5 protein-coding genes and 1 pseudogene are annotated in these 16,754 nt (G+C 70.0%); all 6 read left to right on the forward strand.

Annotation, left to right across the window (positions count from 1 at the left end):
• Positions 1-411: 411 nt before the first annotated feature.
• The 6 genes and pseudogenes from ACAM26_RS10660 (at position 412) to ACAM26_RS10685 (ending at position 16,288) form a co-directional block, all read left to right on the forward strand.
• Entirely contained in the window at positions 412-7,119 is a 6,708-nt protein-coding gene (locus ACAM26_RS10660; protein ID WP_369613607.1) for a hypothetical protein, read from the forward strand.
• A 253-nt stretch (positions 7,120-7,372) separates the two neighbouring features.
• A pseudogene (locus ACAM26_RS10665) lies at positions 7,373-7,519 on the forward strand (IS3 family transposase); the annotation flags it as partial.
• Positions 7,520-9,989: 2,470 nt separating this feature from the next.
• Positions 9,990-11,165 (forward strand): 2-methylaconitate cis-trans isomerase PrpF, encoded by a 1,176-nt coding sequence (prpF, locus tag ACAM26_RS10670; protein WP_369613608.1) that lies wholly within the window; start codon positions 9,990-9,992, stop codon positions 11,163-11,165.
• 257 nt (positions 11,166-11,422) lie between these two features.
• Entirely contained in the window at positions 11,423-12,361 is a 939-nt protein-coding gene (locus tag ACAM26_RS10675; protein ID WP_369613609.1) for an ABC transporter ATP-binding protein, read from the forward strand.
• On the forward strand, positions 12,354-15,248 hold the full coding sequence (locus tag ACAM26_RS10680; protein WP_369613610.1) for a Gldg family protein: 2,895 nt from the start codon (positions 12,354-12,356) through the stop codon (positions 15,246-15,248). Before ACAM26_RS10675 ends, ACAM26_RS10680 begins: the two co-directional genes overlap by 8 nt.
• Positions 15,245-16,288 carry a DUF4340 domain-containing protein gene (locus tag ACAM26_RS10685; RefSeq protein WP_369613611.1) on the forward strand — a complete coding sequence of 348 codons (1,044 nt, stop codon included), beginning with the start codon at positions 15,245-15,247 and terminating at the stop codon, positions 16,286-16,288. The genes ACAM26_RS10680 and ACAM26_RS10685 overlap by 4 nt, the downstream gene beginning before the upstream one ends.
• The last annotated feature ends 466 nt before the right edge of the window (positions 16,289-16,754 follow it).

Here is a 16,754-nt window from a genome sequence, read left to right on the forward strand (position 1 = left end):
GATGGCCGTTGACCGGTGGGCAACCCAACATCCGCGCCGATCTTCTCAGGCATCGACGTCCGTCCTGAGCGCCGTAGGTTGATCGGATTGGCGACGACGGTATCAGGCTCGGGCCAGGGCCTGTCACTATCGAGTGCGTGGAGCTGGACCGCCATGAGGATATGCGGCTGTAGTAAGAGGGAAATATTGCACCTGACACGGCGACCTCCGCTGTGCGTCTCGTTCGCGTCAAGAACGCAAGCAGAAGGGCCGCCTTAAAATATAAATTATTTAATATCAGTCACTTAAACACCAAACACAACGCCTTGCGGAGCAGCACACGGCACTCCTCACGCCCCACTGTTATCTCCCGGCATTGGCTCGGGTATCATCGCTTGTCAGGTCACAGAGCACACTCCAAGGAAACGCAGGATGCACCAGAGTCATCACCCCTTCGCCGCCATTGCCACCGCCGAAGCTGTCGCCGTCTGGCTCGACGGGCTCGAGCTCGGCGGGTACGCCAATGCATTCCGCGAACGCGAGTGGCACGGGGAGGCACTGCTCGATGCGTTGGACGAGCCAGGCCTCGCTGAGGTCATCGCCGATGCGGCCGACCGCGAGCGCCTGTCGGTGGCCGTCCGGCGCCTGTTACGCCAGGCCATGCGGTCTGAGCCGGCGATGAGTGCCGCACAGCTGAACGCCCCGGCCGCCGCTTGCCGCCAGCTCGGTGCCGACTGGTCGCGACAGCCTTGGCTGGCCACGCTCGTCGACACCTGGCCCGGCCCCATCGCGCACGAGGCCCACGCCCTCGGGCAGCTCCTCGCCACCGGCAATGCTGCCGCCGCACTATGGCAGTTGCGGGACCTTGCCGAGGTGCTGATCAAGCTGCCGACCGCCATCCTGGCCGCCGAGGCCGAGCGGCGAGATCCGGACGGCGCCCTCGCCGCCATCGTGCACGACACGCTGTACGGCCGCATGCCGGCCATGGGCACCTGGCGCACCCTGCTTTGCGACGAGTTGGCGCCAGGCTTGCTCGACGCCGCATACTCATCATCGGCACCGCCGGCACTGCGCCTGGTCCGGTTGGTCCTGGATGCCAAGGGCAAGCCCACACCCTTCGCCCAGGCACTGAGAGACCAGGTAGCGCTGCGCAACCGTGAGGGCCATGGCGCCTGGCGCCATGACCAGACCGAAATCGTCGCGGCCCTGCGCCACTGGCTCTTGGGTGACCTGCCCAGACAGGAGTGGGCCCGCATCGGCATGGACAAGCATCCCAAGCCGATGCCGCTGGCCGAGGGCCTGAGATTTGCCGTCGCCGAGGCTCCCTGGAGCGACCTGACCCTCGCCGTACGCATGCCGGACAGCGACAACGTTCCGCTGGTGGGCGCCCCGAGCATTCCAGACCACCGCGACGACGCGGCCGAGAACGGACTCGAGCCGGCACCGGTGCTGCTCCAACAGCGCGGCGCCGAGCCCCTGGACCTCGCGCCCCACCTTGCCGCGCGCATCTGTGCCCTGTGCGGGTATCGCGACATCTTCTTCGTCAACGGCCATGATCGCCGCGCCCACCGCTTCGACCTGCTCGACTACCGGCGCGGCCACCGCATGTCGCGCCACTGGCACCAGGTGCCGGACCTGCACCGCCACGCCGCTCGCCGCCCGCTACCACCGCTGCCCGCGGCCGACACCGGGCCACTCGCCCTCGGCCGCGCCAGCACCCTGGCCCTGTTCGACACCCTGGCCTTCGAGGCCCGCTACCTCTCCCCGGACTGGCTGCGCGCACCCCTGCGCGACTTCATCGCCGCTAACGACCGCGGCGTGCTCTGGCTGCAGGCCCCGGGCCATGTGGGCAAGAGCCTGTTCGTGCATGGTCTGCAGGCCAATCTGGACGACCAGCCATTGCTGCCCGGCGAGCCCCTGCGCGTCGCCGCCGTCTTCATCCGCCGCGAATACAGCTACGGCCCCGCTCGCCTGCTGCCGCTGCTCGAGGCGGAGCTCAAGCGCAGCCTGGATCTGGCCGACGACAACGAGAGACGCCTGCCGCGCATCGACGAGCAGGCCACAGACAAACCCGCCACCCTGGCCGCCGGGCTCGCCGCCTATCGCCAGCTCGCCCGGGCACGCACCGGCTTCGATGGGCCGCTGCTGATCTGCCTCGACGGCCTCGACGAACTGCGCCCGCCGGACGCCGATGGCAGCCTGCTGGACTTCATCCCCAGCTCGGACACCCTGCCAGAGCGCACCTACCTGCTGCTGACCTCCCGCCCCCTCGACGCGGAGGGCTGCCCGCGCTGGGTCCGCGAGCGCACCGACCAACTGCGCCGCAGTGGCCTCGAGTCGCGAGCCGCAGACCTGAACGACCCCGGCTATCGGGGGCTGCTGCGCGCCTACTTCGACCGCGAGTTCGCCACCGTCGCGGCGCACCTCGAAGCCGCGGCCCTGGCGACCGGCACCAACCCGACAGCGGCTCGCGCCACGGCCGCCGAGCGGCTCGACGCCCTCTACCAAGCCATCGTCGAGAAGGCGAACGGGCTGTTCCTCTATCTCGCCTTCCTGATCGATCGTATCCACGATCAGAGCATCCCCGCCGACCCCGCCGCAATCCACGCCCTGCCAGCACGCAGCGCGCTGTTTCACGGCTACCTCGAGCAGCTTCAGGACGAGCTCGGCCCCAAGCACGCCGACCTGGCCCTGACGCTACTGCTGACCCTCGCCGCGACCGAGCGCGCCCATGCCTGGCTCATCGCCCAGCCCGAGTGGCCGCCGGAGCTGGATCAGACCTGGCACGGCCTGGCGCTCGATGTCTTGGCGCGCCTCACCCACCAGACTGGCGCCGAGGCCGAACTACTCTACGTGGTGCTGCGCCTGCGCTCGGTGCTCGGCACCTGGCGCGCCGGGACCAGCGCCTCCGCCCACTATCGGCTCGGGGTACGGGGCTTGACCGAAGCGGTGAAGGAGCATCCGGAGTTCGGACCGCGGCTCATGGCGACGCATCGGCGCCTCGCCGACGAGGCGCTGGCGTTGGCGGCCGACGCGCCGGCGACCGTGAGCGGGGAGGCCCAGCAAGCCGTGCCAATCGAGCAATCAGAGGCCATGACCAAGGTCGAAGATGAGCCGGTCCGCACACTGCTGCTGCGACAGGCCCTCGCCCATGCCAGCCTCGGCGGCGATACGGATCAGGGCGATGCCGTGGCCGGAAACCGGCGGCTGATCGGGTTCATCCACGCCGAGGCCGAAACGAGGCACCGGGCCATGGAGCTGCCCGCCGCCATCGTCAGCAACACCTGCTGTCTGCTGCATGCACGCCACATGGCCCGTACGGGGGATGTCGTCTGGCGCAACGACCTCGCCAGCGCCTACAACAACCGCGGTAACGCCAAGCGGTCTGCCAGCGGCCACGGCCCCGCCGCCGCCATCGCCGACTATGACGCCGCCATCGCGATCGGTGAGGCCGTGCGCCAACTGCTCGAGCCCGCGGGGCACTGGGAAGTCAGTCTGCGCAACGCCCTCGCCACCGCCTACATGAACCGCGGCGTCGCCAAGCAGTCCGCCAGCGGCCACGGCCCCGCCGCCGCCATCGCCGACTATGACGCCGCCATTGCGATCATGGAGGCCGTGCGCCAACTGCTCGAGCCCGAGGGGCGCTGGGAAGTCGGTCTGCGCAACAACCTCGCCCGCGCCTACATGAACCGCGGCAACGCCAAGCAGTCCGCCAGCGGCCACGGCCCCGCCGCCGCCCTCGCCGACTATGACGCCGCCATCGCGATCGGTGAGGCCGTGCGCCAACTGCTCGAGCCCGAGGGGCGCTGGGAAGTCAATCTGCGCAACGACCTCGCCCACGCTTACAACAACCGCGGCAACGCCAAGCAGTCCGCCAGCGGCCACGGCCCCGCCGCCGCCCTCGCCGACTATGACGCCGCCATCGCGATCCGTGAGGCCGTGCGCCAACTGCTCGAGCCCGAGGGGCGCTGGGAAGTCGACCTGCGCAACGACCTCGCCAGCGCCTACATGAACCGCGGCAACGCCAAGCAGTCGGCCAGCGGCCACGGCCCCGCCGCCGCCATCGCCGACTATGACGCCGCCATCGCGATCGGTGAGGCCGTGCGCCAACTGCTCGAGCCCGAGGGGCGCTGGGAAGTCGACCTGCGCAACGACCTCGCTCGCGCCTACGTGAACCGCGGCAACGCCAAGCAGTCCGCCAGCGGCCACGGCCCCGCCGCCGCCATCGCCGACTATGACGCCGCCATCGCGATCATGGAGGCCGTGCGCCAACTGCTCGAGCCCGAGGGGCGCTGGGAAGTCGACCTGCGCAACGACCTCGCCAGCGCCTACAACAACCGCGGCACCGCCAAGCAGTCCGCCAGCGGCCACGGCCCCGCCGCCGCCATCGCCGACTATGACGCCGCCATCGCGATCGGTGAGGCCGTGCGCCAACTGCTCGAGCCCGAGGGGCGCTGGGAAGTCGACCTGCGCAACGACCTCGCTCGCGCCTACAACAACCGCGGCCTCGCCAAGCAGTCCGCCAGCGGCCACGGCCCCGCCGCCGCCCTCGCCGACTATGACGCCGCCATCGCGATCCGTGAGGCCGTGCGCCAACTGCTCGAGCCCGAGGGGCGCTGGGAAGTCGACCTGCGCAACGACCTCGCCGGCGCCTACAGCAACCGCGGCAACGCCAAGCAGTCCGCCAGCGGCCACGGCCCCGCCGCCGCCGCCCTCGCCGACTATGACGCCGCCATCGCGATCGGTGAGGCCGTGCGCCAACTGCTCGAGCCCGCGGGGCACTGGGAAGTCAGTCTGCGCAACGCCCTCGCCACCGCCTACATGAACCGCGGCGTCGCCAAGCGGTCCGCCAGCGGCCACGGCCCCGCCGCCGCCCTCGCCGACTATGACGCCGCCATCGCGATCGGTGAGGCCGTGCGCCAACTGCTCGAGCCCGAGGGGCGCTGGGAAGTCGACCTGCGCAACGACCTCGCTCGCGCCTACGTGAACCGCGGCAACGCCAAGCAGTCCGCCAGCGGCCACGGCCCCGCCGCCGCCATCGCCGACTATGACGCCGCCATCGCGATCGGTGAGGCCGTGCGCCAACTGCTCGAGCCCGAGGGGCGCTGGGAAGTCGACCTGCGCAACGACCTCGCCAGCGCCTACATGAACCGCGGCAACGCCAAGCAGTCGGCCAGCGGCCACGGCCCCGCCGCCGCCATCGCCGACTATGACGCCGCCATCGCAATCCGTGAGGCCGTGCGCCAACTGCTCGAGCCCGAGGGGCGCTGGGAAGTTGACCTGCGCAACGCCCTCGCCAACGCCTACATGAACCGCGGCATCGCCAAGCGGTCCGCCAGCGGCCACGGCCCCGCCGCCGCCCTCGCCGACTATGACGCCGCCATCGCGATCGGTGAGGCCGTGCGCCAACTGCTCGCGCCCGAGGGGCGCTGGGAAGTTGACCTGCGCAACGACCTCGCCAACGCCTACATGAGCCGCGGCATCGCCAAGCGGTCCGCCAGCGGCCACGGCCCCGCCGCCGCCATCGCCGACCATGACGCCGCCATCGCAATCGGTGAGGCCGTGCGCCAACTGCTCGAGCCCGAGGGGCGCTGGGAAGTCGGTCTGCGCAACGACCTCGCCAACGCCTACATGAGCCGCGGCAACGCCAAGCAGTCCGCCAGCGGCCACGGCCCCGCCGCCGCCATCGCCGACTATGACGCCGCCATCGCAATCGGTGAGGCCGTGCGCCAACTGCTCGAGCCCGAGGGGCGCTGGGAAGTCGAGCTGCGCAACGCCCTCGCCAACGCCTACATGAACCGCGGCACCGCCAAGCAGTCCGCCAGCGGCCACGGCCCCGCCGCCGCCATCGCCGACTATGACGCCGCCATTGCGATCATGGAGGCCGTGCGCCAACTGCTCGAGCCCGAGGGGCGCTGGGAAGTCGAGCTGCGCAACGCCCTCGCCAACGCCTACATGAACCGCGGCAACGCCAAGCAGTCGGCCAGCGGCCACGGCCCCGCCGCCGCCATCGCCGACCATGACGCCGCCATCGCAATCCGTGAGGCCGTGCGCCAACTGCTCGAGCCCGCGGGGCGCTGGGAAGTCGGTCTGCGTAACGACCTCGCCAACGCCTACATGAACCGCGGCAACGCCAAGCAGTCCGCCAGCGGCCACGGCCCCGCCGCCGCCATCGCCGACTATGACGCCGCCATCGCGATCGGTGAGGCCGTGCGCCAACTGCTCGAGCCCGCGGGGCACTGGGAAGTCAGTCTGCGCAACGCCCTCGCCACCGCCTACATGAACCGCGGCGTCGCCAAGCAGTCCGCCAGCGGCCACGGCCCCGCCGCCGCCATCGCCGACTATGACGCCGCCATTGCGATCATGGAGGCCGTGCGCCAACTGCTCGAGCCCGAGGGGCGCTGGGAAGTCGGTCTGCGCAACAACCTCGCCCGCGCCTACAGCAACCGCGGCGGCGCCAAGCAGTCCGCCAGCGGCCACGGCCCCGCCGCCGCCCTCGCCGACTATGACGCCGCCATCGCGATCGGTGAGGCCGTGCGCCAACTGCTCGAGCCCGAGGGGCGCTGGGAAGTCAATCTGCGCAACGACCTCGCTCGCGCCTACGTGAACCGCGGCAACGCCAAGCAGTCCGCCAGCGGCCACGGCCCCGCCGCCGCCATCGCCGACCATGACGCCGCCATCGCGATCATGGAGGCCGTGCGCCAACTGCTCGAGCCCGCGGGGCGCTGGGAAGTCGGTCTGCGTAACGACCTCGCTCGCGCCTACGTGAACCGCGGCAACGCCAAGCAGTCCGCCAGCGGCCACGGCCCCGCCGCCGCCATCGCCGACTATGACGCCGCCATCGCGATCGGTGAGGGCATTCGAGACCTGTTGCTGAGCCTTGGGGGCAAGCCGCCCCTCTGGTCCCCTTGGGCGCAAGTCGAGCTTGCACAATGGTATCTAGCCCGCATCCGGCTCAAGGGCGCGGGACACAGCATTCAGGATCAGGACGCGGTGCGATCCATCGCCGATGACTTGGCCGCAACCGGGCAGCAACCGCTCGCCACCGGGCTGATTTATAGGCTGGCCATGGCCAAGCTGCCGCGCCCGGTGCTGTGGGCAATCGAGCGACTGCTGCGGCCCTTCGCCGGACGGATATAGCGATGGCAGCAGCGATTGCAGTCCGAGGTCATATCGTGGAAGCGCCGAGGGTGCGGATCTGCTTCAGCGACTGCCGCCATCGATTCACCGGTCCAGCAGGCCAAACAGGTATACACGCTGGATTTCAAGCAGCAGGCGCTCAAGCGGGTGCAGTCGGGGCTCTCGCAGTATCGCCTCGGTGGCACGTGAGATGGGCCTGGTGGAGCAGACGGTACGTCACTAGGTGCGGCGCAGCCTGGTCATCGCCCCAACCGAGAGCTGGCTCAACAGCTTCAAGCACGAGTGCGTCTTCGGCGAGCGCTTCCCGACCCGCGAGGCAATGCGCGCGACGGCCTTCGAGTCCATCGAGGTCTTCTACAACCGCAAGCGATTGCACTCGACACTTGGCTATCGCTCCCCCCGTCGAGTTCATGCAACAGTGAGCGGCGAACCAGCGCCGCGACCAGACGGTCGCATGAGACCAACCCCTTGGGGGACGAAATACGTGGGAACCTCACGAATGGATTGGACCGACTTTCTGTCCGCGCTCGACACCGGCCTGAGCGTCCTGGAGCGGCGGCTTCAGGACCTGAGAGAGGGGGAGCCCGAGGCATCCCACCTCATTCCACCCGTGTGCTTCAAGACCCGTCAGGGGAGCGCGGGTGCCGATCGGTGCTATATCGGCTGCGGTGAACCGGCAGCGGGGGAAGACACGGGCCTCTATCTGAACAACAAGCTGTACGACCGCGATGCGGTGACCCGGCTGGTGCTGGATCCGGATCGCGAGCGACAGGATCGATGGCGCAGTCTGCTGGGCGCGGATGCGCCACCGGATCGTTTCTTCGACCGCTTCACCCTGGTAGTCGAGGACGCCTCGCCGGATAGCTGCCTGGGCTTGATCCTCTTTCTTGCCAGGCAAAATGGGGTGGCGGCCGACGACCTGCCCGGCGACTGGATCCGCTACACATTGCAATGGGAGCGTGGCGCCTCGCGCGTCTCCGACCCCTTGCGCGCCTGGGGGCCGCTGCTCTCGGCGCTCGCCCATGGTCATTGGTCGGTGGAATCGCTCCAGGCAGCGGCGCTCGAGGGGCGGCCAAAGAGCGTGCCGGAGGCCCTGGCTCCAGGGCAGGCGTGGCTCTCCTGTCTGCGCTTCACCCTCGCGCTCTTGCTCGCCGGTCAGGCCCCGGATCGCATCGACGAGCTGCCGAACTGCGAGGAGAGCGAGCGTGCCTATGCCTTCTTGCGCTACGAATGGCAGGTGTATCTGCAGGCCCTGGAGCACGCGGAGCGGCTCCAGCTGCTGCTGCCCATGCAGGGCGACGGCCGACGCTACAAGGTCGTGGATGCCTGTCTGCTCGACGAGATGGCCTTGTGCGGCGCCAAGAAGATCTTTCTGCGCAACGATCGCACCCACACCTATCTGGGCGACGGCTTCGGTCTGATGGCGCTCTACCGACCCGCCGAGACGGGGACGGGCAACGATATGACGATCTCGGTCGATCCGATCGCGGGTGTGCATCTGCGCGATCTCTGGGAGCGGCTGGAGCATCTGGAAGACGAGCGGTGGGAAGGCCAGCGGCCCAACGATGCCCCCAGGGCGCTCAAGAGCTATCCCGGTGGCCGCAGACCCGATGGCGCGCCGAGCCCGAATCAGCCCTGGTGGGATGATCATGGTCGCCATACCCTCATCGGCGCCCCTCGTCGCTTGGCCGACGGGCGTCTCGGGTCGCGTCTGGAGTGGTCTCCGCATGTTCTGGAGGCGCTCTGGGACTGCTACGAGCCGACTCGAAGCCAGCGCTTCATCGATGGGTCCGATGAGCTCAAGGCGCTGGCGGACTGCGTGGCCGAGCCGGTCGCCGATACCGGCAAGCGTAAGTTGAGCCTCAAATGGCCCCGCAGCGGACAGGACGGCCCCGAGGCGGGGCTCTCGCCCCAGGGATACGAACCCGCGCTCATCACCCCGACCTTCCAGCGCTGTCTCGCCGCCTGTCTCCAGCCGGGAGGGCGGGAGGCACGGCGCCTGGCGAATCTACCCTGCATCGACAGCTTCGATTTCCTTCAGGTCCCCGGTGGCTATGTGCTCATCCATGCCGAAGGGGTCCTGGTGCTGGACGATTGGCGCTCCATGCCCTTGTGCGGGGAGGCCGTCGATGCCGAGATCACCAAGGTCGCCGAGCGGCTGCACCTGCTGCGCGAGACCGGCAAGAGCGCGCGGGGTCTGTTCGAGCAGATCAACAGGCATCTGATCAAGCGGCGCTGGCGCAAGCTCGGGAGCATGACCACCCTGGACCGGCTCGTCGAGATCAAGCTGCGGATGCGCGCTGGGCTGAACCGTACCGCCCCGGTCACCGACGATGCCCACATCACCGCCTTTCGTCAGGCGCTTGAATGTCGCTGGGCGATCGCGAGCGAGATCGAGACCATCGACCGCACCATCGACGATCTGGAGCAGAGCCTGCGCAGCTACACCGAGCTACGCTCGGGCCGGCTGATCAACTTCCTGACCTTCATCGGCTTCCCGCTCGCCTTGTTCGCCAGTTTCTTCCCGTTCATCTTCGAGGGCATGCCGCGCGACTGGACGGCCCTGCTGAGCTGGATCGGGGTCGAGGACCAAGCGCCCGACACCAAGATCGTCAGCCCGCACTGGGTCGCGCTCTGGATCTATCTGGGGGTATCGATCGCCTCTATGCTGGTCATCGGCGCCGGCTGGAAGCTGTGGCGCTTATGGGAGCATCGGCAGGCCGATCGGCGTGGGTCCATGCCGTCATAAGCCCCTCCGGGACACAACAGCTATACGGCAGCCCAACCTACGGGTTCAGGTAGTTGAAGGCTGGCGGCTCGCGGACGCCGCGTGGACAATCGGGCGATCGTCCAGCCAAGGAGTTCGATACATGTCCGATCCCACCCGCCCCCGTCGCGCCCAGCGGCGTGTTCCCGCCGTGTGGATGCGCGGCGGCACCAGCAAAGGGGTGTTTTTCCACGCCGCCGACCTGCCCGCCGATCCTGCCGAGCGCGACGCCTTGCTGCTGCGCGCGCTCGGTAGCCCCGATCCCTACGGCCAGCAGATCGACGGGCTCGGCGGTGCCACCTCGAGCACCAGCAAGGTCGTGCTGATCGCCCCTTCCGAGCGCCCGGACTGCGATGTCGACTACCGCTTCGGCCATGTCTCGATCACCGACCCGGTGATCGACTACAGCGGCAACTGCGGCAACCTCACCGCCGCCGTCGGTCCCTTTGCGATCGAGGAGGGGCTGGTCCGCGCCCAGGAGGGGATGACCGAGGTGCGTATCTGGCAGGCCAATATCGGCAAGCGGATCATCGCCCGGGTGCCGGTGCGCGACGGCGAACCCGTGGTCGACGGCGACTTCCGGCTCGACGGCGTGCCCTGGCCGGGCGCGGCGGTGGAGCTGAGCTTTCTCGACCCCGGTGGCTCGGCCGAGGCACCGCTGTTGCCCACCGGTCAGGCGTGCGAGCAGATCGAGGTCCCCGGAGTCGGCGTCCTTGCGGTCAGTCTGATCAACGCCGGAAACCCCACGGTATTCGTGCGCGCGGCCGATCTCGGGCTCGACGGACGCGAGCAGCGCGCGACGATCGACGGCGACCCCGCGCTGCTCGACCGGCTCGAACGCATCCGCGCCCACTGCGCGGTACGCATGGGGTTGGGCGAGACACCCGAGGCGGTGAGCCGCGCGCGACCGGCCACCCCCAAGCTCGCCTGGGTCGCGCCCGCCGCCGATTATCGCGACTCGACCGGCGTCAGCGTTCCGGCCACGCGCTGCGACCTGCTCGCCCGCATCCTCTCGATGGGGCGGTTGCACCACGCCTTCACCGGCACCGGCGCGGTGGCGCTGGCGGTCGCCGCCGCCCTTCCCGGCACCCTGGTCAACGCCCTCACCCCCTGGGCCGGAGAGCACGGCGTGCGCCATGTGCGCATCGGGCACCCCGCCGGGGTGCTGGAGGTCGGTGCCGAGGTGGTGCCCGCGGACGCGGGTTGGACGGCGCGCCGCGCGATCATGCGACGCAGCGCGCGGCGGTTGATGGAGGGCCGGGTGCTGGTGCCCTGGTGATGGGCCAGGGCCAGTCGGGGGCTGCAGCGGCTTGGTTCGCCTCGACGGCGGGGCCGGATTCGATTGATTTGCCAGGCGCCGCTCACCGGCGCCAGCGACGGACCGAACTGCTTTCGATGGTTTCGCGCCCGATTGGTTCCGTTGCGTCCACGATCATGCGAGAACCCTTGCGGATACCGGGTCGATTGCGGTGAAATCCATGCCCTGCCGCCAGCGCGCGGCACCCATCTTCGCAACTCCATCACCGAGGTTTGACCATGATCGAGGTTCGCGAGCTCAGTCGCAATTACGGCGAGCTGCAAGCGGTCAGGGAGGTGTCGTTCTCCATCGACCGTGGCGAGATCGTCGGGCTGCTCGGCCACAACGGCGCGGGCAAGACCACCATCATGAAGATGCTGACCGGCTTCCTTGAGCCGAGCGCGGGACGGATCCGCGTCGACGGGCTCGACATCGCCGAGCAGCGTCGCGCGATCCAGCGGCGCATCGGCTATCTCCCCGAGAACTGTCCGCTGCCGCCCGAGCTGACGGTGATCGAGGCGCTCGACTACCAGGCCGCGCTGCGCGGCATCGCCACCGCCGAGCGCCCGCGGATGATTCGCCGCGCGATCGAGCGCACCGCGCTCGGCGCCAAGGCGGAGGCGACCATCGCCACCCTCTCGCGCGGCTATCGCCAGCGTCTCGGCGTCGCCCAGGCGATCCTCCACGAGCCGGGCATCCTCATCCTCGACGAGCCGACCAACGGGCTCGACCCGGCGCAGATCCAGCACATGCGCGATCTGGTGCGCGAACTCGCCCGCGAGGCGACGGTGATCCTCTCGACCCACATCCTCCAGGAGGTCGAGGCGGTCTGTCATCGGGTGCTGATCATGCACGGTGGCCGGCTCGCGCTCGACCGGCCGCTCGCCGGCATCGGCGGCGCGCCGCGTCTGATGGTCACCCTCGACCGGGGCCCCGACGAGGCGCGCCCGGCGCTCGTCGAGCTGGCCGGGGTCGAGGCGGTCGAGCACCTCGGCGGCGAGGGCGGACGCCATCGCTACGCCCTCACCACCGCCGATCCCGACGCCACCGCGCCGAGCGTCGCCGCCGCCATCACCGCGCGCGACTGGCCGCTCCACGCGCTCGCCCCCGAACGTCACGACCTCGAGGCGCTGTTCGGCGCCGTCACCCAGCGGCCCGTGGAGGTGCATCATGGCTGAGACCCTGCGCGTGGCCCGGCGCGAGCTGGCGGCCTTCTTCGGCTCGCCGGTGGCCTATCTCTTCATCGGCGGCTTCCTCGCCGTCTGTCTGTTCGTCTTCTTCTGGGTCGACGCCTTCTTCGCCCGCAACATCGCCGACGTGCGGCCGCTGTTCGAGTGGATGCCGATCCTGCTGATCTTCCTCAGCGCCGCGCTGACCATGCGGCTGTGGAGCGAGGAGCGCCGCGCCGGCACGCTCGAGACCCTGCTCACTCTGCCGGTGCCGCTCTACCGGCTGGTGCTCGGCAAGTTCCTCGCCGCGCTCGCGCTGGTCGCCGTGGCCCTGGCGCTGACCCTGCCGCTGCCGCTCACCGTCGCGCTGCTCGGCCCGCTCGACTGGGGCCCGGTGTTCGGCGCCTATCTCGCCACCCTGCTGCTGGCGGCGGCCTATCTCGCGATCGGGCTGTTCGTCTCGGCGCGCACCGACAACCCGATCGTCGCGCTGATCGGCGCGACCCTGATCTGCGCCCTCTTCTACCTGATCGGCGCCGAGACCCTGACCGGGTTGTTCGGCCACGGCGGCGGCGAGCTGCTGCGCCTGCTCGGCACCGGGGCGCGCTTCGACTCCATCACCCGCGGGGTGATCGATCTGCGCGATCTCGCCTACTACCTGAGCATCGTCGGCATCTTCCTCGCCCTCACCGTCCACAGCCTGGAGCGGCTGCGTTGGGCCGAGGACGAGGCCAACCCGCGTCATCACCGGCGCTGGCGACTCGTCACCCTGCTGGTGGTGGCCAACCTGGTGGCCGCCAACCTGTGGCTCAACGCCATCGGCAACGCCCGCGTCGACCTCACCGAGGGGCGGATCTACTCGATCTCCGAGCCCACCCGCAACTATCTCGCCCAGCTCCAGGAGCCGTTGCTGATCCGCGGCTACTTCAGCGCCGAGACCCATCCGCTGCTCGCCCCGCTGGTGCCGCAACTGCGCGACCTGCTGCGCGAGATCGAGATCGCCGGCGGCGATCGGGTGCGAGTCGAATTCGTCGATCCCAAGGACCACCCCGAACTCGAACGCGAGGCCGGCGAGCGCTACGGCATCCACCCGGTCGCCTTCCAGAGCGCCGATCGCTACCAGACCTCGGTGGTCAACTCCTACTTCGACCTGCTGGTACAGTACGGCGATCAGTACGAGACGCTCAGCTTCAAGGACCTGATCGAGGTGAAGGTGCGCGGCGAGTCCGACCTGGAGGTGCGGCTGCGCAACCCCGAGTACGACATCGCCCGCACCATCAAGAAGGTGCTCTACGGCTATCGCGGCGGCGCCGACGTGTTCGCCGGGCTGACCACGCCGGTGACGCTCGAGGCCTTCGTCTCCGCCCCAGAGCGCCTGCCCGAGCCGCTGCCGGCGCTGCGCGATGATCTGGAATCGGTGCTCGCCGAGTTCGCCGAGCGTGCCGACGGGCGCTTCGACTACCGCATCAGCGACCCGGACGCCGGCGACGGCGCCCTGGCCGAGCGCATCGCCAGCGAGTACGGCTTCGAGCCGCTGGTGGTCAGCCTGCTCGACCCGACGCCCTTCTACTTCTACATGATCGTGCGCGCCGGCGAGCAGGTGATCCCGGTGCCGCTGCCCGAGTCGCTCGACCGTGCCGGGCTCGACCGCACCATCACCGCCGCGGTCAAGCGCTTCGCCCCGGGGATGCTGCGCACCCTGGCGCTCTACACCCCGCAGCAGGGCCCCAACCGCTTCGGCATGCCCGGTGCCGGCGGCCCCGGTTACAGCCTGCTGCGCGAGCGGCTGCGCGAGGGCTTCAACCTGGTCGATACCGATCTCGGCAGCGGCCAGGTCCCCGACACCACCGATCTGCTGCTGGTGATCGCCCCCGAGTCGCTCGATGAGCGCCAGCGTTTCGCCATCGACCAGTTCCTGATGCAGGGCGGCACCGTGATCCTCGCCGCCTCGCGCTTCGACGTCGATCTCGGCGGCGGCTCGATCGGCGCCCGGCGCATCGACACCGGGCTGGAGGACTGGCTCGCCCATCACGGCATCACCCTGGAGCCGAGCCTGGTGCTCGACCCGCGCAACACCCCCTTCCCGATCCCGGTACAGCGCGATATCGGCGGCTTCCTGGTCGAGGAGATCCAGACCCTCGACTATCCCTACTTCCCCGACGTGCGCGACGACGGACTCGATGCCGACTCCGGCATCACCGCCAACCTCGGCTGGATCACCATGAACTGGACCTCGCCGATCACCCTCGATGCCGAGGCCGCGACCGGGCGGCGGGTGACGCGCCTGCTGGAGAGTTCGGACCGGGCCTGGAGCAGCGACTCGGAGGAGATGCAGCCCGACTTCGACGCCCACGGCGCGCTCGGCTTCGCCCGCGGCGAGGACCGCGGCCGCAAGCTCCTCGCCGTCGCCCTCGAGGGTCGCTTCGACTCGCCCTTCGCCGGTCGGCCCTCGCCGCTGCTCGAAGGCAGCGACGACGACACGGCGGCCGACGAGGCCGAGACCGAGGACGCCGCGCCGGTGATCTCGGGCGTGGTCGACAGCTCGCCGGCCTCGGCACGGCTGATCCTGATCGGCTCGTCGAGCTTCCTCACCGACACCGCCATCGGGCTCGCCACCGACGCCACCCAGACCCACTACCTCAAGCCGGTCGAGCTGATCCAGAACGCCGTCGAGTGGTCGCTGGAGGACCGGGGGCTGCTCGCGCTGCGCGGTCGCGGCCAGTTCAGCCGCACCCTGGCGCCGCTCGACCAGCAGGCACGGGTGTTCTGGGAGGCCATCAACTATCTCGCCGCCCTCGCCGGGTTGGCACTGGTCTATTGGCTGCATCGGATGGCCCGGCGGCGGCGCGCCCGCGCCGCGGCGGCCATCCTCGCCAGCGGAGGTGAAGCACGATGACAACGGCCATCGACATGCGTTGGCGCGCCGATCTGCGCGCGCCCGTGGTGATCGCGCTGGGCGCGTTCCTGGCGCTCCAACTGCTCCTCGCCCTGATCCTCGGGCTCGGCGGCGCCGGGGTCGGCACCCCCGCCCCGAGCGGCGCGGCGCTCTTCGACCTCGACCCCGAGACGGTCGCGCGGGTGACCATCGCAGGCCCCGACGACAGCGAGCCACTGGTGCTCGAACGCGGCGAGGACGGCTGGACCCTCGCCAGCCTCGGCGGCGTGCCGGTGCGCGAGGGTCAGGTCGCGCGCCTGCTCGACACCCTGGGCGCACTGCGCCGCACCCCGCCGATCGCCACCAGCGACGCGGCCCTGGCACGCTTCCGCGTCGCCGACGACGCCTTCGAGCGGCGGCTGGTGCTCGCCGACCAAGGCGGCGAGCCGCTCGCCACCCTCTATGCCGGCGACTCGCCCGGCTACCGTCGGCTGTTCGCCCGCCCCGCCGGGGAGACGGCGGTGCTCGACCTGCCGCTCGCCCTCGCCGATCTCTCCAACCGCGCCGAGGACTGGATCGACACCGGGCTGCTGCGTGTCGACCCGGAGCAGATCACCGCCATCGCCGGTGACGGCTGGCGGGTCGCGCGCGACGGCGAGGGCTGGCAACTGGAGGGCGCGACCGAGGGCCGCAGCGCCGACCAGCACGCCATCGACACCCTGGTGCGCAGCGTCGCCAACCTCGGCTACCGCACCCTGCTCGATGCCGGGACCGAGTCCGCGCACGGGCTCGACCAGCCGGTGCTCGAACTCGACATCAGTCTGGAGACGGGCACGCGCCACTACCGCATCGGCGCGCTCGACGACGGCGACTATGCGCTACAGAGCGACCACCTGCCCCATGTCTTCCGGCTCTCGCGCTACGACCTCGGCGAGCTGCTCGAGCTGGAGGCCGATGACCTGACGGTCGCGCCGGCAGCGCCGACACCGGCGGAGGAGCCCGCGAGCCCGGCAGCGCCGGACAGCGCGCCGCCAGAGACGCCCGCCGACCGGAGAGATTGAACCGCAAAGGCGCCAAGGGCGCTAAGAGGGCGAGACGTAGGATGGGATGAGTGACCGGGCGCGGACGCCGATCATCGGCATCGGGCCGGTCGGTCACTCACCCCATCGATCCACGCGAGAGCGCCATCCATCCTGCGGCACGCCGCACCTTGGCCAACCAGCGAGCTGGCCGATCGCTCTTTTTCCCTGCCCGAGTCAGGACCACAAGCGCCGGGGCACCATCCACCGCCCCCGCCCGTCACACCGGCATACCCTTCGGGTCGCTCACCCCGAACGAGCGACTTGCGAATGAGTCTTTTACACCCAAAGTGTAAAACCCAACAGCAACCGACCTCGACCGCCATTCCGCCGACCGACCCCGAAGGGCGACGCCCCAAGCCCCAGCGATGGCGACACCTCCCCGAGCGGGTTCGACGTCCGACTCGCTCACTCGACTGATGACGCGACATCGGGCACTGCCCCCGGG

The sequence above is a fragment of the Marichromatium sp. PS1 genome (assembly GCF_041155115.1).
Taxonomy (GTDB): Bacteria; Pseudomonadota; Gammaproteobacteria; order Chromatiales; family Chromatiaceae; genus Marichromatium; species Marichromatium gracile.

Bases quoted from the DNA above. Each gene is read 5' to 3' on its own strand.
- ACAM26_RS10660 (WP_369613607.1), top strand. From the start codon at position 412: ATGCACCAGAGTCATCACCCCTTCGCCGCCATTGCCACCGCCGAAGCT.
- prpF (WP_369613608.1), top strand. From the start codon at position 9,990: ATGTCCGATCCCACCCGCCCCCGTCGCGCCCAGCGGCGTGTTCCCGCC.
- ACAM26_RS10675 (WP_369613609.1), top strand. From the start codon at position 11,423: ATGATCGAGGTTCGCGAGCTCAGTCGCAATTACGGCGAGCTGCAAGCG.
- ACAM26_RS10680 (WP_369613610.1), top strand. From the start codon at position 12,354: ATGGCTGAGACCCTGCGCGTGGCCCGGCGCGAGCTGGCGGCCTTCTTC.
- ACAM26_RS10685 (WP_369613611.1), top strand. From the start codon at position 15,245: ATGACAACGGCCATCGACATGCGTTGGCGCGCCGATCTGCGCGCGCCC.